The sequence below is a fragment of the Natrarchaeobius chitinivorans genome, from assembly GCF_003841505.1.
GTDB lineage: Archaea > Halobacteriota > Halobacteria > Halobacteriales > Natrialbaceae > Natrarchaeobius > Natrarchaeobius chitinivorans.
Genome location: NZ_REGA01000027.1, coordinates 1 through 19,705 on the forward strand (window position 1 = coordinate 1; position 19,705 = coordinate 19,705).

At 64.8% G+C, this 19,705-nt stretch carries 19 protein-coding genes; 10 read left to right on the forward strand and 9 right to left on the reverse strand.

Annotation, left to right across the window (positions count from 1 at the left end; translation table 11 throughout):
• Positions 1 to 460: 460 nt before the first annotated feature.
• Positions 461 to 811, reverse strand: coding sequence for a hypothetical protein (locus EA473_RS20490; protein WP_124197482.1), 351 nt, complete (start codon positions 809 to 811; stop codon positions 461 to 463).
• A gap of 93 nt (positions 812 to 904) precedes the next feature.
• The gene (locus EA473_RS20495) at positions 905 to 1,912 is read right to left on the reverse strand and encodes a PrsW family intramembrane metalloprotease (RefSeq protein ID WP_124197483.1); all 1,008 of its coding nucleotides are present in this window, start codon (positions 1,910 to 1,912) and stop codon (positions 905 to 907) included.
• A gap of 214 nt (positions 1,913 to 2,126) precedes the next feature.
• Between EA473_RS20495 and EA473_RS20500 the strand changes: the two genes are divergently transcribed.
• Together EA473_RS20500 and EA473_RS20505 are read left to right on the forward strand one after the other, a co-directional pair.
• Positions 2,127 to 2,504, forward strand: coding sequence for a DUF7532 family protein (locus EA473_RS20500; protein ID WP_124197484.1), 378 nt, complete (start codon positions 2,127 to 2,129; stop codon positions 2,502 to 2,504).
• A gap of 181 nt (positions 2,505 to 2,685) precedes the next feature.
• Positions 2,686 to 4,128, forward strand: coding sequence for a DUF402 domain-containing protein (locus EA473_RS20505; protein WP_124197485.1), 1,443 nt, complete (start codon positions 2,686 to 2,688; stop codon positions 4,126 to 4,128).
• A gap of 130 nt (positions 4,129 to 4,258) precedes the next feature.
• Here the strand turns inward: EA473_RS20505 and EA473_RS20510 are convergent, their stop codons facing one another.
• A complete protein-coding gene (locus tag EA473_RS20510; RefSeq protein WP_124197486.1) occupies positions 4,259 to 4,930 on the reverse strand; it encodes a helix-turn-helix domain-containing protein in 672 nt (223 codons plus the stop codon).
• Positions 4,931 to 5,017: 87 nt separating this feature from the next.
• Here EA473_RS20510 and EA473_RS20515 point away from each other — a divergent pair, with 87 nt between their 5' ends.
• Both EA473_RS20515 and EA473_RS20520 read left to right on the forward strand, forming a co-directional pair.
• Positions 5,018 to 5,788: an SDR family oxidoreductase gene (locus tag EA473_RS20515; RefSeq protein WP_124197487.1), complete on the forward strand. Its 771-nt coding sequence runs from the start codon at positions 5,018 to 5,020 to the stop codon at positions 5,786 to 5,788.
• Positions 5,789 to 5,989: 201 nt separating this feature from the next.
• A complete protein-coding gene (locus EA473_RS20520; RefSeq protein WP_243645331.1) occupies positions 5,990 to 7,633 on the forward strand; it encodes a histidine kinase N-terminal 7TM domain-containing protein in 1,644 nt (547 codons plus the stop codon).
• A gap of 136 nt (positions 7,634 to 7,769) precedes the next feature.
• Here the strand turns inward: EA473_RS20520 and EA473_RS20525 are convergent, their stop codons facing one another.
• Positions 7,770 to 8,825 carry an aldo/keto reductase gene (locus EA473_RS20525; RefSeq protein ID WP_124197489.1) on the reverse strand — a complete coding sequence of 352 codons (1,056 nt, stop codon included), beginning with the start codon at positions 8,823 to 8,825 and terminating at the stop codon, positions 7,770 to 7,772.
• 152 nt (positions 8,826 to 8,977) lie between these two features.
• On the opposite strand from EA473_RS20525, the gene EA473_RS20530 reads away from it, so the two are divergent.
• The 4 genes from EA473_RS20530 to EA473_RS20545 all read left to right on the forward strand — a co-directional run bounded on the left by EA473_RS20530 (position 8,978) and on the right by EA473_RS20545 (position 11,022).
• Entirely contained in the window at positions 8,978 to 9,187 is a 210-nt protein-coding gene (locus EA473_RS20530) for a hypothetical protein (protein WP_124197490.1), read from the forward strand.
• 109 nt (positions 9,188 to 9,296) lie between these two features.
• The gene (locus EA473_RS20535) at positions 9,297 to 10,196 is read left to right on the forward strand and encodes an acyltransferase (protein WP_124197491.1); all 900 of its coding nucleotides are present in this window, start codon (positions 9,297 to 9,299) and stop codon (positions 10,194 to 10,196) included.
• A gap of 74 nt (positions 10,197 to 10,270) precedes the next feature.
• Complete coding sequence (locus EA473_RS20540; protein ID WP_124197492.1) at positions 10,271 to 10,594, forward strand: DUF7577 domain-containing protein; 324 nt, start codon at positions 10,271 to 10,273, stop codon at positions 10,592 to 10,594.
• 113 nt (positions 10,595 to 10,707) lie between these two features.
• Positions 10,708 to 11,022, forward strand: a complete 315-nt coding sequence (locus EA473_RS20545; protein ID WP_124197493.1) for a HalOD1 output domain-containing protein — start codon at positions 10,708 to 10,710, stop codon at positions 11,020 to 11,022.
• Positions 11,023 to 11,080: 58 nt separating this feature from the next.
• On the opposite strand, the gene EA473_RS20550 is transcribed toward EA473_RS20545, so the two are convergent.
• From EA473_RS20550 to prf1, 4 genes are all read right to left on the reverse strand, one after another.
• Positions 11,081 to 11,644, reverse strand: a complete 564-nt coding sequence (locus tag EA473_RS20550) for a sugar O-acetyltransferase (RefSeq protein WP_124197494.1) — start codon at positions 11,642 to 11,644, stop codon at positions 11,081 to 11,083.
• Positions 11,645 to 11,867: 223 nt separating this feature from the next.
• Positions 11,868 to 12,623: a hypothetical protein gene (locus EA473_RS20555; RefSeq protein ID WP_124197495.1), complete on the reverse strand. Its 756-nt coding sequence runs from the start codon at positions 12,621 to 12,623 to the stop codon at positions 11,868 to 11,870.
• A gap of 299 nt (positions 12,624 to 12,922) precedes the next feature.
• On the reverse strand, positions 12,923 to 14,281 hold the full coding sequence (locus EA473_RS20560) for a CARDB domain-containing protein (RefSeq protein ID WP_124197496.1): 1,359 nt from the start codon (positions 14,279 to 14,281) through the stop codon (positions 12,923 to 12,925).
• 83 nt (positions 14,282 to 14,364) lie between these two features.
• On the reverse strand, positions 14,365 to 15,624 hold the full coding sequence (prf1, locus tag EA473_RS20565) for a peptide chain release factor aRF-1 (protein WP_124197497.1): 1,260 nt from the start codon (positions 15,622 to 15,624) through the stop codon (positions 14,365 to 14,367).
• A 254-nt stretch (positions 15,625 to 15,878) separates the two neighbouring features.
• Between prf1 and minD the strand changes: the two genes are divergently transcribed.
• Together minD and EA473_RS20575 are read left to right on the forward strand one after the other, a co-directional pair.
• Positions 15,879 to 16,763 carry a MinD/ParA family ATP-binding protein gene (gene minD / locus EA473_RS20570; RefSeq protein WP_124197498.1) on the forward strand — a complete coding sequence of 295 codons (885 nt, stop codon included), beginning with the start codon at positions 15,879 to 15,881 and terminating at the stop codon, positions 16,761 to 16,763.
• 509 nt (positions 16,764 to 17,272) lie between these two features.
• Entirely contained in the window at positions 17,273 to 17,803 is a 531-nt protein-coding gene (locus EA473_RS20575) for a hypothetical protein (protein WP_124197499.1), read from the forward strand.
• A gap of 99 nt (positions 17,804 to 17,902) precedes the next feature.
• Here EA473_RS20575 and argS read toward each other — a convergent pair whose 3' ends face one another.
• Positions 17,903 to 19,678 carry an arginine--tRNA ligase gene (gene argS, locus EA473_RS20580; RefSeq protein WP_124197500.1) on the reverse strand — a complete coding sequence of 592 codons (1,776 nt, stop codon included), beginning with the start codon at positions 19,676 to 19,678 and terminating at the stop codon, positions 17,903 to 17,905.
• Positions 19,679 to 19,705 lie beyond the last annotated feature (27 nt).

Sequence of the window (19,705 nt, forward strand, 5' to 3'; positions counted from 1 at the left end):
CCCAGTGCCTCAACCAGCGCATCCCTGACGCGGCGACACTCCGAACGGAGGTCGCCGCGTGGGAAACTGACCGTAACGAGGCTACCGTCTCGATCGACTGGCAGTTCACTGCCGATGATGCCCGAACGAAGTTACTCCGGCTCTATCCAACTATCACGGAGAAAAAGCAGGACTAGGCTGTCCACACTTGCGAGCGCACTAGTACCGTTCCAACCGTCGACTGCTGAGCGAAATCGGACCACATAGCACGATTTCGCTCGTTAGTTCCGGGTTGGACCGCCACTGAACACCACTCCGCTGGCGACCTCACTTTCCCCTCCGATTCGGACTGTTGTCGGTCATTTCCGGCGCATCCGCGACCGTCCTGGGGTGAACCGGTACATCGGGAGCCCGTATCGACGACCAACTCGTATCACTCGAGCGAGCGCTCCACGCGTGTTCGCAGTTCCAGAGTCGTCGCCTACGCGCCCGGAACGCCGAACGCGCCGACACCGAGGCCGAGAACTGCGTTGAGAACGAACAGGATCACGAGCGCGCTGACCCACGCGACCACGCCGACGAGGGCTGCATCGGTCCACCCACCCGGGTATCGCCAGTTGATCACCCAGATCCAGGCGACGAGTGCCACGAGCGGGCCGAAAAGCGGAATCCAGGCCGTCAGAGCCCACGCGATCGCACCGAACAACGCGGTGACGAGGGCGCGTGTGTAGTCCTCGGTGTCCGTAATGAGAGCCGCGCCGAGGTAGATCGCGAGGCCACCGACGAGCAACGCGACGACGAACGCGACGACCGATCCGATAAACGGGATCATCACTCGAGCTTACCAGTCCACTCGGATATACACTGCGGTGGCCTGTTCCTCGAGGTACCAGACCGTTTCTTGCTCGATCGAATTCGAGCCGACCTACCGGCTGGGGGGATCGAACTCGGTCGATTCGGGCTCTGGAGGAGTTCCCGAATCGTCCCGTATCGAGGCGTAGGTTCGGCGGTAACGTACGATCTTCCGGTAGAGGTAGTAGCCGATCGCGAGGTCGAACAGGATCACGTAGCCGATGAACGCGAACTCGGGCGAGATCGGATAGAACGCCACGAGGACGTCCGGGACGAAGCCGACGGTCGTGTTGTACGTCGCGTGGACGATCGAGGCGACGAGGAGTCCCTTGACCACCAGCGGGCCGGCGTACTGCGGATTGAACTTCGCGAGGCCGAGGTAGTACCCCGCGATCGCAGAGTAGATGACGTGGCCGGGGCCGACGAGCGCCCGGACGGTCGCGATTCCGGTCGCGGCGGTGAATATCCCCACTTCGGCCTCCGCGACGGTGCTTGCGATGTAGATGGCGTTCTCGATCGCGGCGAAACCGAGACCGGCGACCGCCCCGTACACCGCACCGTCGATGACCGCGTCGAACGTTTCGCTTCGATAGGCGAAGACGCGAACCGCGAGCAGTTTCACCGCCTCCTCGACGGGACCGACGATCAGGAAGAAAAACAGCGCCGTTCCGATCACGGGAATGACCTCGAACCACGGCCGCGTCAGCGAGTTAACGACCGCGGCGAACGTCGCAAACAGAACGGCGAGAACGAACGTGGCGACGAGCAGCCGAAGCGGTTCGCCGGTCGTGATGTCCGTGTACCAGATGAAAGCCGCGAGCAGTGCCGCCGGAACGATCGATAGTCCGAAGAAGACGCCGAGCAACGGCTGTTCGGCGACGAGGATTCCCGGCTGGACGAGCAGTGCGAGCGTGATCACGAGTGCGACCAGTAAGACGATCGCCCGCAATCCGTAGCTGATCCCGCTGTAAATGGCGTACGCGGCCCGATCGAGTGGTGACCGCGGCTCCCACGTCGAGACGTCGTAGAGATCGGTCGATTGCTGATCAGCTCGTTCGACCGGATCGCGCCGTCGAGACATACGTTTCGGTAGGACCTCCGGTCCGGTAAGCGTTCGGCGTCAGTTCCACTTAGGAGCGGGTAAGCGGAAGGTCCGTTCGAAGACGCGACCATCGGACGACCGTCACCGACGCTCGAGTGCGATCGGTCTGGGAACTGGTCGCGCTGGCGGGCCGTCGCCACGGTTCGACGGCGGAACTCGGAATCCACAAAGGGGTCGCGCCCCAACGGCCGGTATGCACTTCGACCAGCGAACACAGCGGGCGCTGCGCGAGGTCGGTCTCGAGAACGACGAACTCCGGGCCGCCTCGGCGGCGGTCGTCGAGGCCGTCGAGGACGACGCGGCGGCGCTCGAGGCGTTTTTCGACGAGCACGGGACGGTGTTTTCGGACATGGACATGGCTCACTCGAGTGCCGACTATCCCGAACACGCGGTCGAGGGACTCGATCTAACGACGCACGCCGACGAGATGCGCGGCTGGCTCCGCTTCGATACGTGGGGCGTCTACGTCGAGGACGGGCGGATTCTCGAGGACGGATCGGTCGAACTCACGCTCGGGCCGACGATACACGACCGGGTTCGGTTCGCGCCCGACCGGGAGACGTTCCGGTGATCGCCGTGACGGGTCAGGACGCTCGAATGCGAGGGTCAGGAAACGATCGGAAACGGACGACGGCGGTCCGGGATCGGCCGATACCGAATCGGGACCGTTCGAACTCGGAACAGAACCGTTCGGCACCTGGCCGACGCGGAGGGGAGACGATGAGACGCCTGACCGACGCGGAGGGGAGACGATGACGACCGTTCGCGTCCGTGGCATCTACACGACCGCCGTCACCCGGCTGCTCGCGGAGAACGGCCTCGAGGTCGTCCAGGCTTCCGACCCCATCCGCGAGCGGTTCGATCGGTCGTTCGACGTCGCCCCGGCCGACGCCACGATCTACACGACCCGTGATCGGCAGGGACTCGAGGTATCGGGAGATCCCGACGCGGTCGAGGCGATTCTCGCGGAACTCGAGGGGGTCGGAATCGACGCGTTCCGGTGGACCGCCGACGTTTCGCGGGGCGCGGTCTTCGACGCCGAGGTGCTCGAGGCTGGGGGTGGACACGGCGCGGTCGTCGACCTCGGTGACGGCCGACGTGGCTACCTCCAGTACGACGACGTCGACGGCTACGTCGACGCCGGAAACCGGTATCGCGTTCGGGTGGACGAGCCGACTCCGCCGTGGGACGACGACCGCCCGCGGGTCGAACCGACCATCGCGGTCGAGGGCGGCCTCTGTACGCTCTCGCGGGATCGAACCGGCGTCTCCGCCGCGCTCCGCGGTGAGCGGGCGGAAGAACTCGTCGGGATGACCGAGTTGCTCTCGACGGACGTCCCCGAGGGCTGGGGGTTGCGCTGGCAGCAGTCAGCGGCCGACGCCGACCTCGAGGCGATGGGTGACGCCCTCGATGGAGCTGTCGAACGGATCGAAACGCTCGAGGACGTACTCGGTGACGACCCCGACGAACCCGGCGATCCTGGTCGTCTCGTCCGACCGCGAACGACAGCGTGGCTCTGGTTCGGTCGGGAGTCGCGGTTCGCGCTGGACGATGCTCGCCGCAAGGTCGAGACGACGATGGTCGGCCACCATCGGACGAAAGCCGCCGATCGCGCGGCGAGCGCGGCGGTCGACTTCGCGGAGGCGGTCCGTGGATCGGCGTCCGCCGACTCGGAGTCGAGTACGGACGGCTCGTTTCCCTTCGGCGCGGTCTCGCGGCAGTTCGGCCCAGCCAGGGGTGACCGCCTCGAGATCGGCCACGGCAAACCCGACGGGCGGCTGATCACGCTCGGCCGTGGGGAGGTCACCGAGGTCGACGGCGAGGGCAAACTCACCCTCGAGCGATCGATGCGCGGCGGCGGGAGCTACGACGCGCTCGACACGCCGAAGGAGGACGGCGATACGGCGGTGACGAAGTTCCGCGAGGGTCGGTGGTGGTATCCGACGACGTACAGAGCCGCCGACGGCACGTCGAAGGGGACCTACGTCAACGTCTGTACGCCGGTCGAACTCTTTCCCGAGACGGTCAGGTACGTCGACCTCTACGTCGACGTGATCAAACGGCCCGACGGAACGGTCGAGGTCGTCGACGCGGACGAACTCGAGGACGCCGTCGCCGAGGGGACACTCGACGAGCAACTGGCCGAGAAGGCGAGCGACGTCGCGAAAGCGGTCGAACGCGCCCTCTCGAAGTGACCGGCGGGTCGGGTTCGCGCGTTCTTCTGTGCGGGTCGGGTTCGAACGATCCCTTGGGCTGGTCGGGTTCGAACGGTCCCCTGATGGGTCCGATCGGCCGCGGTTCGATCGACCCGAGCAGGCCTCGCGTTTACGCCCATCGCATCGGACCGTCTATCGCGGCATGGAGCACGTTCGCCTCGCCTCGTCGTAGGTGTTCGGCAGCGGTGCTCGGCGCGCAGCCGATCTCCTCGGCGACGGCCTCGTGGTTGGCCTCGCGTGGCACCTCGTAGTACCCGACCTCGAGAGCGGTCTCGAGCGCCTCGCGCTGGCGATCGGTGACGCTCGATTCGACCGTTCCGGCGAGCGCGGAGAGACCGCTAACCGCCGAAACCGTCACGTCGATCTGTGGCGGAAACCGCTCGAGGGCGCCCTGAATCTCGTCGGGCGGACCGAACACCGCGTACGAAACCGTCCCGTCGGCGTACTCGACCGGCGGGAGGACGACCGCAGGACATCGCTGGATTGGGCCGAACATCTCCCGGACCGGTTCGGTGGTCGAGTCCCGAACGTACGCGTAGAACGATCCGCCGTCGTCCGGCGTGAGCGCGTAGTCGGTCACCTCCGGAATCCGCTCGAGTGTCTCACGGAACTGGCCACGACTTCCCTCGACGTAGTGCATCATTCCCAGCTCGTCGCCGACGAAAGTCCAGTGCAGCGCGAGGGCTCGGTCGACGTACGCCGCGTTGATCAGGACGTCGAACATCGGGTGGATTTCGGCCTCCTGACCGCCCGCGTCGAGGGTTAGCCGGACGTACTTCATAGACGACAGTCCTCCACCCATCACTTAAATCCTCCAGACGGATCCGGCGACACCGACTCGGTCGAGAAAACCCAATCCCGAGTCGGAATGACTCGCGCACGTCGAACGCTCGTCACCGGGGCAACGGGAACGCTCGGTCGGGAGTTGTGCCCGCGGCTGCTCGAGGCGGGCCACGAGGTCAGGGCGGCGAGTCGGTCGCCGCCGACGGCGACCGAAGACGACCTCGACTGGGTCGAACTCGATCTGGTCGATGGAACCGGGCTCGAGCCGGCGCTTTCGGAGGCCGACGTCGTCGTCCACGCCGCCTCGGCACCGCGGGGAGACAGCGAGGCGGTCGACCTCCGCGGAACCGAACGCCTCCTCGAGGCGGCCGACGACGCGGGGGTCGAGAACGTCGTCTACGTGTCGATCGTGGGCGTCGACGAGATTCCGCTCTCGTACTACGAACACAAACACCGGGCCGAACGCGCCGTGGAGGCGAGTCCGGTCGAGTCCACGATCGTTCGCATCACCCAGTTTCACTCGTTCGTCTTCGAGTTGCTCGAGACCGTGTCGCGGCTCCCACTCTGGCCGCTGCCGACCCGGTTTCGCGTACAGCCGATCGAGACGGGCGAGGCGGCCGACGCCCTCGTCGAACACGCGATGCGAGAGCCGGCCGGCCGCGTCCCACCCGTCGGCGGTCCGGAGCCGCGGACGATCGGCGAACTCGCTCGTGCGTACCGGGACGCGAAGGGGACGCGCCGGCCGGTCGTCCGCTGTCCACTCCCTGGTGCGGTCGCCGCCGAATTCCGTACGGGGACCGCGACCTGTCCGGATCGAACCGTGGGCGCGACCACGTGGGAGGCGTGGTTGCACTGACCCGCCTGCAAATCGGTGACCGGTACGCTCGATGCTTGCCGCTCGAGTTCGAACGCTGGGGAACACCGGGTCCCATATACTGTCGCCATCTCAACAGACATGTGATACATTCCTAATCTCTCTGTTGTGACAACTTCCGTCGGGGTTTTGATCGCCCAGTGAGTTGGGTAGACGCAGCGAGATGATACTGGCTTGAGTTGGATGGTTTCGATTCCGGTTCTCGTCGTCCTCACAAGCGGTATCATCGCTCTCCTGCTCGCGCTCGAGGCGATTCGAAACCGCCCCAACCCGATGGCGTGGCCGCTCTCGCTGCTGATGGTGAGTGTCGCCGCCTGGGCACTTCCGTACGGCGTGAGCATCGCCTCGACCGCGCCGGAATCGGTCCTCCTCTGGAACCGACTCCGCTATCCGGGGACCGTGGCCGTTCCAGTGGCGTACCTCGTGGTCGCGATGACGTACGCCGGAAAGGCCGAGTGGCTCTCGAGACGGGCGTGTGCGGCGCTAGCTGTCGTTCCGGCGGCTGTTCTCGCCAGCGTTGGGACGAATCGATACCACGGCTACTACTTCCGTTCGACCTCGGTGACGCGTGTCGAGGGGGCGTCGATCGTGGCGATCGAACCGGGGCCGCTGTTCTGGACGAACGTCGCGTACTCCTACGCGCTGATCTGTGCGAGTCTGGTCGTTCTCGTCCTCGTCTTTTTCCGATCGGGAACGATCTATCGGAAACAGTCCGGCCTGTTGATGATCGCCGGGGTCGTCCCGCTGGCCACGAACGTCGCCGTCAACGTTCTCACCGAACCGGGCTCGAGCATCGACTTTACGACGACTGCGCTGACGATTTCCGGCGGGGCGTTCGCGATCGCGCTCTTTCACTTCGACCTCTTCGACCTCCGGCCCGTCGCACGCGACAAACTGGTCGAAGAACTCGACGACGGAGTGATCGTCGTCGACCGCGAGGGGACCGTCGCCGACGTGAACGACCTCGCGAAACGCCTCCTCGACGGTCTCGAAATCGGCGATACGATCGGCGACGTGCTTCCCGCCGACCTCGAGTCCGACGACGAGTTTACCGTTCGACTCGACGGTCGAATTCGCGTCTACCGCTATCGGTCGACGCCGCTTACGGACCAGTTCGGTCGCCGGTCGGGACGCATCGTCTACCTCGACGACGTCACCGATCTCGCCCAGCGGGAGCAGCGTCTCAGCGTCCTCAACCGCGTTCTCCAGCACAACCTCCGCAACGAACTCTCGCTGGTCATCGGTCACCTCGAGACCGCGATGGAGACCGCGACGGACCCGACGGACGAACACATCGACGCGGCCAGAGAGAGCGCCACCGAGGTGGTAGCACTCGCTCGAAAAGCACGAACGCTCGAGCAAACGGTCGACGACCACGCGGCCTCCGACCCCGTCTGCGTCTCGACCGTCGTCGATCGCACCCTCGAGGATCTGGAAGGGGTACACCCCGAGGTCACGTTCGAGCGGGAGTGGCCGGAGGCGTCGAAGCCGACCGCAGCGGCCTCCGAACCGCTCTTCGAGGCGGCGGTCGAGAACCTCCTCGAGAACGCCGTCGTTCACAACGACGCCGACCAGCCGCGGGTGGCCGTCCGGATCGAAACCCGCGACGACCGCGTCCGACTCTCCATCGCGGACAACGGACCGGGAATCCCCGACGCCGAGTATCGCATCCTCCACAACCGGGCCGAAACGCCCCTCGATCACGGGAGCGGCCTCGGACTGTGGATCGCGAAATGGACGGCGACTCTCTCGGACGGTGAACTCTCGGTTGCGGAGAACGAGCCACGTGGAACGGTGATCTCCCTTTCGCTCCCGCTCGCCGAGTGAGTTCGACCGGTTGTCGGTGTCGTCTCCGGGGAGCGAGGAATCCACTCGGGACTGGCCACGATCGACGCGATCAGTTCGCCTCGAGACGGACGAGAGACAGCGGTCAGTTCGTCTCGAGACGGACGAAAGGCGGCGATCAGTCTGCGGCGAGTTTGTCCAGTCCAGCCGACTCGATGTCCTCGCCGCCGACGGACGACCGGAGCGCGTCCATGCCGTCGTCGCGGTCGATGTCGAAGTCGTTCCGGTACAGTTCGTCGACCCGGTCCATCTCCTCGGCGGTGAGTTTCGGTACGTCGCTTGCGGCCGCCCAGTCGTCGATATCGTCGGTCGTCCGGAACGTCGGCGTGACGGTCGCGACCGGATCGTGTGAGAGCAACCACGCGATCGACGCCTGCCCCATCGTCCGCTCGCCGTCACGTTCCAAAAACCGCAGTTTCTCGAGTTTCTCCCAGCCGGTTTCGTACCACTCGTCGGGACGGAACCCGCGGTGGTCGCCCTCGCCGAGTTCGGTCTCGGGCGTCACCTGCTCGTTCAGGATGCCCGAGGAGTGTGGCACCCGCGGGATCAGGCTCGTCGAGGAGCCGGTCTTCTCGATCGTCTCGAGGAAGTGGTTGCCGACCTCCTGTTCGAGCGCGTTCCAGACGAGTTGGACCGAGTCGAACTCCTCCTCGATCGCGAAGTCACCTTCGGCGAGCCAGCCGATCGAGGGGCCGAGCGCGAGCCCCGTCGCCTCGATCGTTCCCTCTTCTTCGAGTTCGTCGAGCAGTTCCAGAACGTCGGACGTGATCTCCTCGACGTTCGCGTTGTGCAACTGGAGGACGTCGATCGAATCCATCCCGAGGCGCTCGAGGCTCTTCTCGACGGCCTCGCGCAGGTAGTCCGGGTCCATCTCCTTCGGTAACTCGCCGTGGCCGGCCTGCGGGTTGTTATAGAAATCGTAGCCGACTTTGGTGGCGATCGTCACCTCGTCGCGAACGTCTGCCAGGGCATCTCCGATCAGTTCCTCGCTTCGTCCGTGGCCGTAGACGTCGCCGGTATCGAAGTACGTTACCCCCTGGTCGACGGCGTGGCGAATCATCTCGATCGCGTCCGCCTCCGTCCGGTCGCCCCACCAGTCGGTGCCGACGACCCACGCGCCGAAGCCGACCTCGCTGACCTCGACCCCGGAGTCACCCAGTTCGCTGTGTTGCATACCCGCCCCTTCGAAGCGAGAGAACTTATGGCGTACGGAACGCTCAGGACGGCGATCCGAACCGGTTCGGTGTCTTTCCGTTCGATCCGCGCTGGCAGGGCCGTTCGGACTCGAGTCGAACCGTTCTTGAGCGGGCGCTAACTAGTTCGGATATGGACGACGCTCGTCGTCGATCCCACGGCCGAATCCTCCTCGGGATCGTCCTCGCCGTCGCGGTGCTCGTACCCCTCGCCGTCACACAGTTGGAAGTGCGGCCGGATCGGATCACGGTCGGGACGGTCGTGGTAACAGTCCTGTTGGTGGCCGGTTCGATCGCGCTCCCCGCGTTCCTCTTCTCGCGGTGGCAGGCTGCCGAACGGTGACGACCCCAGTGGCGACCGAAGGGACCGGTAACACTCGAGTCACCACCTGGAGTCGGCGAAACGGACGCACAACCGAACCCCTATCAACTCGGCGGGCAATACTCGAACCATGACGAAGCGGTACGTCTCGCTCCCCGACGACGCGGAGGCGGGAATGCGTGAGTTCATCGACGAGGTCGACCGGCGACTCGAAAGCGACGAGGATACCTGTTCCGTCGTCGAGGACGTCCTGATCGACCTCTCGGGCGACCGCGAGGCCTACGAGCGCTGGCAGGACGGCGAACCCGTCTCGCCGGCCGAACGAGTCCGGTTACAGAGCTACGATCCCTGTAACACGACACTCGAGAGCGAGTACTACGCCGAAAAAGACGAGGATCGATTCCGGCGATCGAAACACCTTCAGTGGCTCTGGCGGCAGTTCGACAGCCTGCCGATCGCCGACAACGTCGAGTTCGCGCTTCGCTTCCGGCGGATGCTCGCACACCACCTCTTCGAGGAGTGCGGGGAGAACTGTCGATTTTTCAAGAGTATCTCGTTTACGTACGGTCACAACATCACGATCGGCGACAACGCGGTCGTCCACGACGGCGTCCACCTCGACGACCGCGGCAAACTAACGATCGGCGACCGGGTGTCGGTCTCCGACGGCGTCCACGTCTACAGTCACGACCACGACGTCGTCGACCAGACCGAGGTCCGCAACTACCACACGATCGTCGAAGACGACGTCAGACTCACGTACGACTCCATGGTCCGGGCGGGCAACAGGGTCGGCGAGAACGCCATCGTCGGTGCCCGCGGCGTCGTCCAGAACGATGTCCCCGCACACCACATCGTCGTCGGCATGCCGGCACAGAGTGTGAAGATCAAACCCGGCTGGGAGTCGGTCGCGACGCCGATCGACGAGGCGGGCGTCAACCGCCAGGAACAGCGCCGAATCGAGTACGATCTGCCCGATGACCTCGAGGTGTTCGACGAGTTCGGTCGCGACCTTCACCCCCCGCGGTAAGTTTTTCCACCCTGACTGTCTCCGGTTCCTGATGCAGGGAACATCCAAGTACCTTGCGAACCTATGACACGGTGATGGAGCTCTGGGGCTGGCTCATCGGCTACGTGGTGCTGTTTGCCCTCCTTCATCTGGTACTGTACTACGTGTACGCTCGCCGCGAGGACGGCGAGAGCTCGAGTTCGCCGTCGTTTGCCGATCCGGATCGCGGCCGGACCTATCCCAGGTCCGGCACCGACCGCTACCCGCGTCCGCCGGACGGCACCGACGACGTCGAGGACCCAGAGGAGGACCACGAGATAGACGGCGAGTCGGTTCGCTGTCCACACTGTGGAGCCCACAACGCGGCGGATCAGACGTTCACGTACTGCTGGCGCTGTGTCTCCACGCTTCGCCACTGAACGCGGGCTTCCGCGGGTATTGAAACCGTCGGTGACAGTCACTCGAGCCGACGGTAATCGACGATTACGCTTTTATTGATGGGGTGCCGAGTGACGAGGGAAGACGAACAGGTATGAACGGCTACCCATCTCCCGCCTCACACTCTCGCTCTCCATCGGTGTATCGTGCGTTTCACGATCCGGACGGACCGGCGACGCTCAGTACGACCGTCGTCCACGCCCTGGCCGACTGTCTGGGCGTCGATCCGACCGACGGCCGAATCTCCCTGTACGACACTGTCGACCCCGACGCGCTCGATGCGCTCTTCCGACCGCGTCACGACGGCACTCCCCGCTCCGGCGGGACGCTCTCGTTCGTCGTCGAAGACCACTACGTCACGATCTACGGAAACGGCGAAATACTGATCGAGCCGCCGACGACCCGGTGAGCCAGCCGAACGGGAACGAAACGTATAGTCCACCGGCAACCGGGGACAGTGATCCGTCTCAGCCGGTTTCGAGTTCCTTCACGACCCCCGCGGGGTTGCCCCCGACGACGACTCCCTCGGGTACGTCGTCGGTAACGACCGCGCCGGACGCGACGACAGAGCCGTCTCCGATCGTCACGCCGGGGTTGAGAACCGCTCGCCCGCCGATCCACACGTCGTCACCGATCGAGACCGGTTCCCCGTACGCGAGCCCCCTGGCTCGATCGGCTGGATCCAGCGGGTGAGACGCCGTGTAGACGTGTACGCTCGGGCCGAAAAGACAGTTCCGCCCAATGTCGACCCGGCAGACGTCCAGGATAACGCAGCCGACGTTCGCGTAGAATCCCTCGTCGACGTGGACGTTGTACCCGTAATCACAGCGAAACGGCGGGTCGATCCAGCACGCCTCGGCGCACGTTCCAAAGAGTTCGTCCAGCAGATCCAGTCGCCGTTCGTACTCGGCCCCCGAAATCCGATTGTACTCGGCGAGGAGCTCTCGAGCCCGCTTGGAATCCGCCAGGAGTTCGGGATCGGTGGGATCGTACAGCTCCCCGTTTACCATCTTTTCCCGCTCGCTCGGCATGGTCGATATCTCGCACGGATTTAATTAAGCATTGTTGGTAGGAACACCGGCGATGCTCGAGCGGGTCACGCTGACTGCAGCCCGATAGTACCGGTCCGAACCGACTGTACTCCGGTAGTACCGGTCCGAACCGACTGCAGCCCGATAGTACCGTTCCGAGCATCGCCTGAAGGAGATCGTGGCCATCCAGCGGTCCCGCCGGGACGTCGGTACAGCAGCCACCTCACTCGAGCGCGCGTTCGGACAACGCGTCCTCGAGGGCCTCGAGGTGGTCGACGCCGACGACGGCGACGACGTCTCCCCGTTCTCGGATCTCCTCGAGGCGCTCGGCCATGCATCGCTCGCGGGTCTCGTCCCGGTAGGAGAGTGCCGTGCCGTCCGTCTCGACGCTGCCGAGCAGCGCCTGGACGGTGGCGACGTGCGAGCGCTCGTGGGCCGCCTGGCGCTCCGGCGGATCCGCGGGTGTACAGTCGTACTCGATCGGGTCGTCCCTGGTCACCGTCATCGAGGTCGCGTGGGTCAGCGTCGCCGCGACCCGACAGGCCAGGGCTTCGCGAGTTGCACCGCCGAGACTCGAGGCCACGCGCCGTGCGGTCGCGGCCGAGGCGCGATCCGCGACCAGTCGCGTCACGAGTCTGCGTACGAACGACCAGTTCGGCGCGTCGATACCGACGACGTCGGCCGTCGCCGCGGCCCGGATCGCGGCGCTCATCTCGCCGCCAAAGCGCGGCGAGCCGTTGCCATCGGCCTCGTCGGCGTAGCTCCGGTACAGCGGGAGTGCGGCCGGGGGTAACTCGAGGGCGAGCACGTCGGGATCGACGGCGTCGACGACGCGCTCGACGCGCGCGACGCTCGCGGGGTGATCGTGTACGACGCCGAGGAGGGAGAGGTCGCCGGCCGGCCCGTCGATTCGTCGGCAAAACTGCTCGGTGATTCGGGGGTCGTCGAACGACGCGGGGAGGGACGGACAGTCGTCCATTACTCGAGCGGTAATACGTGACTACCGGCATAACCCTTCCGTTGTAAGCGTTCGTCGGCTCGGCTGACAGTCTCGTTCTGGAGAATCCCCGGGCTACCGCCGATCGTGGCGTCGACCGACCAGCCCTCGTCGAATCGGTTCGATCGACGATCGGAACGCGACGTAGGGGCCGATTACGGACTGGAGAGAACCCCGTCCGAAAAGAGGTGAGTGGTCCACGGCGGAATCGAGGGACGATCGATCGGTCGTCTCTCGCTTCGGTCGAGTTGTCAACCGGAGAACTCCGATCGTGACGGCCGTCAGTCGCCCGTTCCAATCACCCTGATCGTTCGTTCGTCGGCGTCGTCGCCGGTGTCGACGACGACGGGGAACGCTGTCGTCTGTGCGGCTGGATACGTCTCGTAGCCGAGCGAGACCGTCCCCCTCTCGCCCGCCTCGAGTGCGACCGAAACCGAATCGACCAGCTGCGGATCGTGGCCGACCACGAGTTCGACGTCCCGGCTGATCGGCTGGTTTCCGACGTTTTCGACCCGCGCGGTTACCTCGAGCCGGTCGCCCGCATCGACGGGCGCGTTCGTCCCCTGGATGGAGACGTCGAGTCCCGTCGCGTCTCGAGCGAACACCTCGACGATCCGTTCGTCGGCGTCGTCGGCTCCCACGACGCGGACGGGGAATCGATCGTCGTGCTCGACGGGGTACGTCTCGAACGCGAAGGTGACCCGTTCGGTCTCGGGCCAGTCGACGGCCACCGTCGCCGCGTCGACGACCGTCGGGTCCTCGCCAACCACGAACTCGAGTTCCTGCGTCGTGTCGCCGACCATCATCATGTCGCCGACGTTTTCGACTTCGGCGACGACTTCGAGCGTACCGCCGGCGGGGACCGGATCGTTCGTTTCGACGATCTCGATCGCGAGCGGCGGCCTGATCTCGGGACCGTCGACGCTTGCAGGCTCGCTCAGCAGTCCGATCTCCGAGACGGCGATCGCAGTCGTCGGATAGCCGGCGCTCATCCAGCCCGGACGCTCGGGTGCGAGCGTCACGCTGTCCTGTTCGCCTTCGAGGTCCGATACCTCGGGGACGGTCATGTTCTGTCCTTCGACCCAGATGAGGCGGTCGAGACGCCCGTCTCGAGTCGATGCGGTCGCCGTGAGTTCGACGGTGTCGTCGACGCCGATCCGTTCGTCCTCACCCGGATCGACCGAGAGGTCGACGGTCGGGGCGAGCGCTCCGTCGTCGTCGACGCGAACGGTCCAATCGGCCCGTAGTTCCCCGCTGTCGGGGTCGATGGCAGTTACCTCGTGCGTGCCGGTCGATTCGAACGTCCGAAACGCCGCCGGGACGCCGGCTGCGTACTCGTAGTCGAGGGCAAGCGGGGCACCCCTGCCGCCGGGTTCGCCGTCGCCGTCCCACTCGACGTCGCCGGGTTCGAACTCGCGGGGCGGTTCCGCTTCGAACAACACCGTCGATTCCGGGACGACGGTAACCTCCTGCGTCGCCGGTCGACGCCGCTCGAGGCCGGTTCCGACCGTGACGGCACGGCTCTCGAGCCACTCGCTCAGTTCGCTCACCACGCCGATACCGCTGCCGAAAAGCGCGCCGGACCAGCCGGCTGCGACCCCCTCGAGGACGGTCCGTCGGGCGGTCGTTCGATCTGGCATACCCGCCGTTGCTGGGCGTACGGCCGGAAAAGATCGGGGGAACGTTCCGGAAGAAACGTCGGCTTACCGATCGCTGTACCGATTTACACGCCGGTCGAGTACCGCAAGAGTCCGGCGAAGCCGCCGAAGGCGTTGTAGAGCTGTTCGCCCTTCTCGAAGTCCGTCGAGATGAACTTCGTCTCGGTCCCGCGTTGTTCGGCGATCTCGATGAGGTGGTCGATGGCGTCCTCGCGGTCTTCCTCGGTCGCCTCGACGTCGCTTCCGCACTCGCTGCAGGTGTGATCCGGCGTCGACTTCCGCCGGTCGATGACCTCGCGGTCGGTGTTGTCACACTCCTCGCAGTCGTACGTGACGACGTCCTTGCGGAGGTCCTCGCTGATCAGCAGACGGTCGACCGCCCCCATCATCAGGTTTCGGCGGGTCTGCTCGAACCCGTAGGTCGCGAGTTCGCCCGCGTTGAGTTCTTCGAAGAACTCCTCCATCTGCTGTTTGTCCTTCATCACCTCCGCGTCGGCGAGTGCGTCTTCGGCGTTGTCGACGAGGTCCTTCAGCCCCGACTCGTCGGTGTACGCGACGTCGAACTTGCCGATCACGCTATCCTGGATCTCGTGGTGGAGGTAATCGCCGTCGAGGAACTCGTCTTTCGTCGGCGACGGTCCGCCGACGAGGATGCCGTCGAGTTCGTGGCGTTTCGGGACGAACAGATCGTTCGCCATCCCCGCGACCTCCTGATAGAAGTTGTCGATAGCCTCGAGACGCAGGCGGGCGAATCGCTGGGCGGACTGGCCACCTTTTCGCTGCTTTCCGGGGACGAGCGAGGAGGCGGATTTGACCGGTTCGATGCGTTTGCCTTTCAGCCAGCCGACGTTGGCCTCGCGCCGGTCGAGGACGACCAGCCCGTACAGCCCCTTGTCCGCGAGCATCTCCTCTAGCGGCTCCGTCAGGAAGTCCGAATCACAGTGGTAGCGAAACGACTCGACGGGCTGGGGCGGACTCTCGAGGACGTTCGTCACCATCTCGGTCCGGCCGCCGCCGGAGTCGACGGCACCGGAAAACAACACCATCCCGTTTTCCGGCGGGAACGTGTCGTAGTAGCGCAACCGGTCTTTGATGCTGGTGAGCGCGTCCTGGACGTTCGTTCTGGTCTGCTTTGACTTGATGTTGGCCGCCTCACTGTGTTCCTGGGTGACGTGGGCGACGACGTCGCTTACCTGTCTGTCCTCGGGGACGTAGATCGTCACGAGTTGCGTGCCAGAACCCTCGTAGTTCTTGAGATCCTCGATGACCTTCCGGAACTCGTATTTCTTCCGGTCGGATTGCTCCTGCTCGCCCTCCTGGCTCATTGGCCGTACAAAACGGTGCTGTGGGTAAGTATTCTTTGACACGCTACCGCGGTAACGAACGGATGAGGGTGTGTAACACGGGAGAGACTGCAAGAACCGAGTGTTCCGGGTGTCGTGACCACCCGGTAACCCGTGGTGGAGGCCGTCACCGAGGGTCGGCAGCTACGGGAGACGCTGGCGGCCAGCGACGAACCGCTCGCCTCGGGGTGACGATTTAAGGTGATGCCGTTCCACTGTCCGGACAGTATCCGAGTATGTCCCACGAGACTGTCTATGCTATCGCGAGCGGGAAAGGCGGTGTCGGGAAGACGACGACGACTGTGAACCTCGGAACGGTTCTCGCACAGGCGGGCGAGCGCGTCGCGATCGTCGACACCGACCTCGGGATGGCGAACCTCGCCGGCTTCGTCAGTCTGACACCCGATGCAACGACCTTACACGACGTTCTCGCCGGCGACGTATCGATCGAGGACGCGACCTACCGGCTGGCGGACAACATCGTCGCCGTCCCGAGTGGAACCGATCTCGACGAGTACGCCAAGACGTCGCCCGAAGGCCTCCGCGAGGCCGTGTCGGAACTCCGTTCGACCTACGATTACGTCTTTCTCGACGTCGGTGCCGGCGTCAGCCACGAAACCGTGTTGCCACTCGGTCTCGCGGACTCCGTCGTCGTCATCTCGACGCCCGAACCCGCAGCAGTACAGGATTCACAGAAAACAGTCGAGTTGACAGAGCGCGCCGGCGGCGACATCGCCGGTCTCGTCATCACTCGCACCCATCCAGGAAGCGACATCAGCTACGACGAGATTGCCGACCGTCTCGACATTCCGTTGCTCGGGACGGTTCCGGACGATCCGACCTCGCGCGAGAGCGTCTGTGCCGGGACACCCCTCGTCGTCTACGATCCACAGAGCCCGGCTTCCGACTCCTATCGCCGGCTGGCGGCCGACCTCTCGGGAATCGAGATCCCGACCCCCTCGAGCGAGGAGGAGACTGCCAAGTCGGCTGAATCGACAGAGACTGCCGACTCGAGCGACCCGACCGAACCGGCTACGGAGCCCGAACCCGAAACCGACGAGCAAGAAGCCGCACACGACGACGTCTCGAGTGCGATCACGGAAGCCGAATCGGAACACTGAGACGGACCACTGCACGTCGTTGCCGGCGGGGACCGCGAGCCGCCTGCGGTCCCACCGATACCTCGTTTCGATAGACCGTACGAGACGCTTCTCGTATTCGAATCCGGGCCAACGGGACTGGCCGCTCGCGGTCGGCGGACGGCGACGATACGAGCGATACCGTTCCGCTCTCGCGGACGGGTCGGTCCGGGGCTGACCGACCGTCCCGAATCGAGGTGACAGCCCGCTACCGTCCCGGTAGGTGGTGCCTGTATCGTTGCGTTCGCCGGTCGAGGAGGCGACTTCTATCGAAAGCGATGACTACTTTCTCCTCGAGACCGTTCGGATTTCGAGACGGTATTCGATTTCGGACAAACTCGAGATCGAAAACGACCTGAAACGGAAACTTGACCCCTCACGAAGCCATTTTCCCCAACCACTCTGATGGAAATAACTGCAGTGAGCAGACGATTCAGCGGATCCAGGGTACGAGCTAATTACTAATCCGGACGTCTCTCGACCGCTCGAACATGGAGCGACGAAAAATCCTCCTTGGCAGTGGAGCCGCGCTCGCGACCGTACTCGCGGGCTGTTCGAGTAGTGAAACCGGCGAAGAAACCGACGACGATGGCGACTCGTTCGGCGACGACGACGGCGGTGATGACGGATACGACGACGGGTACGACGACGGCGACGACGGATACGACGACGATGACGACGAGATCCCTGGTTTCGACGACGGCGTCGAAACCGGCAGCGACAAACTGAGCGTCACGAGCGTCCACCGCGAGGGGAGAGACGTCGGCGTCATCGTCGAGACCGACACCACCGACAGAGACGAGTTGTACAAAGAACTCGAGGTGGTCGCACACGACCTCGCGTACGCGATCTCCGATCCCGATCACTTCAAAGACGAGATTGAGACCATCGAACTGGTCCTCGAGTACGACGGCGCGCACGTACTCGGACTGTTCGTCGACGTCCAGTGGATCCTCGATTACCTCGACGACGAAATCTCGCGCGAGGAGCTGCGGAAGAAGATCGTCGAGGCCGAAGAGTAGCAGCAGTCGGTCGATTTTCCGTACGGCGGCTCGGCCGTTTCGTCCCGCTGGTCCGTCTTCGACCAGTGCCGACCGCGGATACCGACCGACAGTCGTCGGTCACATAGACCGCGGTGGAGCCACGCCGAGGATCGAGAGAGCGTTCGCGACGGTGTGTTTCGAGGCGGCGACGAGGGCGAGTCGCGCCTGGCGGCGATCGGGTTCGACGCCGTCGGCCAACACGGGACACTCGCGGTAGAAGGCGTTGAACCGATCCGCGAACTCGCGGGTGTACGTCGCAATCTGATGCGGTTCGAGGTCTCCGGCGGCCTCGTCGACGACCGCCGGGAGCCGTGCGATCGTCTCGAGCAACGCTCGCTCCTCGGGGGCCTCGAGTCGCTCCGCGTCGACGTCGACGTCCGGACATTCGCCGGCTTCGACGTCGAACCCTGCCTCCTCCAGAATGCCACAACAGCGAGCGTGGACGTACTGGACGTACGGTGCGGACTGGGCCTCGAAGTCGAGGGCCTGTTCCCACTCGAACGTGATCGCTTTCGTCGGCTGTTTCGAGACGATGTCGTATCGAACCGCACCGATACCGACCTGGTGGGCGATTCGTTCGATGTCGTCTTCGTCAAGATCGTCGTCACGAATGCGGTCGTCCAGTCGCTCCTCGACTTCCTCACGCGCACGATCGATCGCCTCGTCGAGCAGATCGTCGAGGTCGACGCCGGTGCCGCGTCGCGTGGACATCTTCCCCTCCGGCAGGTTGACGTAGGAGTAAAGCACCTGCCGAAGTTGCTCGGTGTCGTTTCCGAGCAGGTCGAGGGTGGCCCGGAGCTGTCTGGCCTGCAGTTTGTGATCCTCGCCGAGTACCGTCACCGCCCGATCGTAGTTGTCGAACTTCCACTCGTGGTGGGCCAGATCTCGCGTCGGATACAGCGAGGTGCCGTCCGAGCGAAGGAACACCAGATTCTTTTCGATGCCGAACTCCTCGAGTTCCAGTTGCCAGGCCTCCTCCTCGTAGACCGCCTCGTCGAGGTCTTCCAACCGGTCGACGACGTCGTCGGTGGAGCCATCGCGCATGAACCGCGTCTCCTTGACGAACTCGTCGAACTCCGCGGGGAGACGCTCGAGACACGTCTTCATGCCGGAGAGAACCTGATCGACGACCTCGCTGACTCGTTCGTAGGTCTGCTCGTCGCCCTCCTCTAGACCCTGCATGATCGCGTCGATTTCGGCTTCGGCCTCTGCGACCGCCGACTCGTCGGCGGTTTCCAGGTAAGCGTTACCCTTCCGGTAGTAGCGGACGAGGTCGTACTCCGTGCGGTCGCGCTCGGGGTCGTCCTCGAGGTCCGCCTCGTCGAAGGTCTCGTAGGCCCAGGTGAAGACGGCCATCTGCCGGCCGGCGTCGTTGACGTAGTAGTGGCGGTCGACGTCGTAGCCGGCGAACGCGAGCAGGTTCGCGACCGCGTCGCCGATGATCGGATTGCGAGCGCGGCCGACGTGAACCGGTCCCGTCGGGTTCGCGCTCGTGTGTTCGACGACGACCGACTCGTTCCGGCCGTCGATGGAGCCGTACGCCTCGTCGGTTCCCGCCGCGAGCGTCTCCGAGAAGTAGGCCTCGCTCGGGAGGAAGTTGAGATAGGGACCCTGGGTCCGGACCGCGCCGACGTACGTCAGTTCGTCGACGTCGATCTCCGCGGCGATCCGGCTCGCGACCTGCGGCGGCGGCGCACCCGCTTCGTCGGCGAGGCGAAACGCCGCGCTCGAGGCGAGGACGCTCTCGACGTCCTCCGGCGGTTGTTCGATTCCGAGATCGTCGGTGGGGAACGCGAGCGACGAGAGCGCCCCCTCGAGGGCGTCCTCGACCTCCGCGCGCAAAGACAGGAACATACTCGCCCGTATTCAGGGGGCGACTAA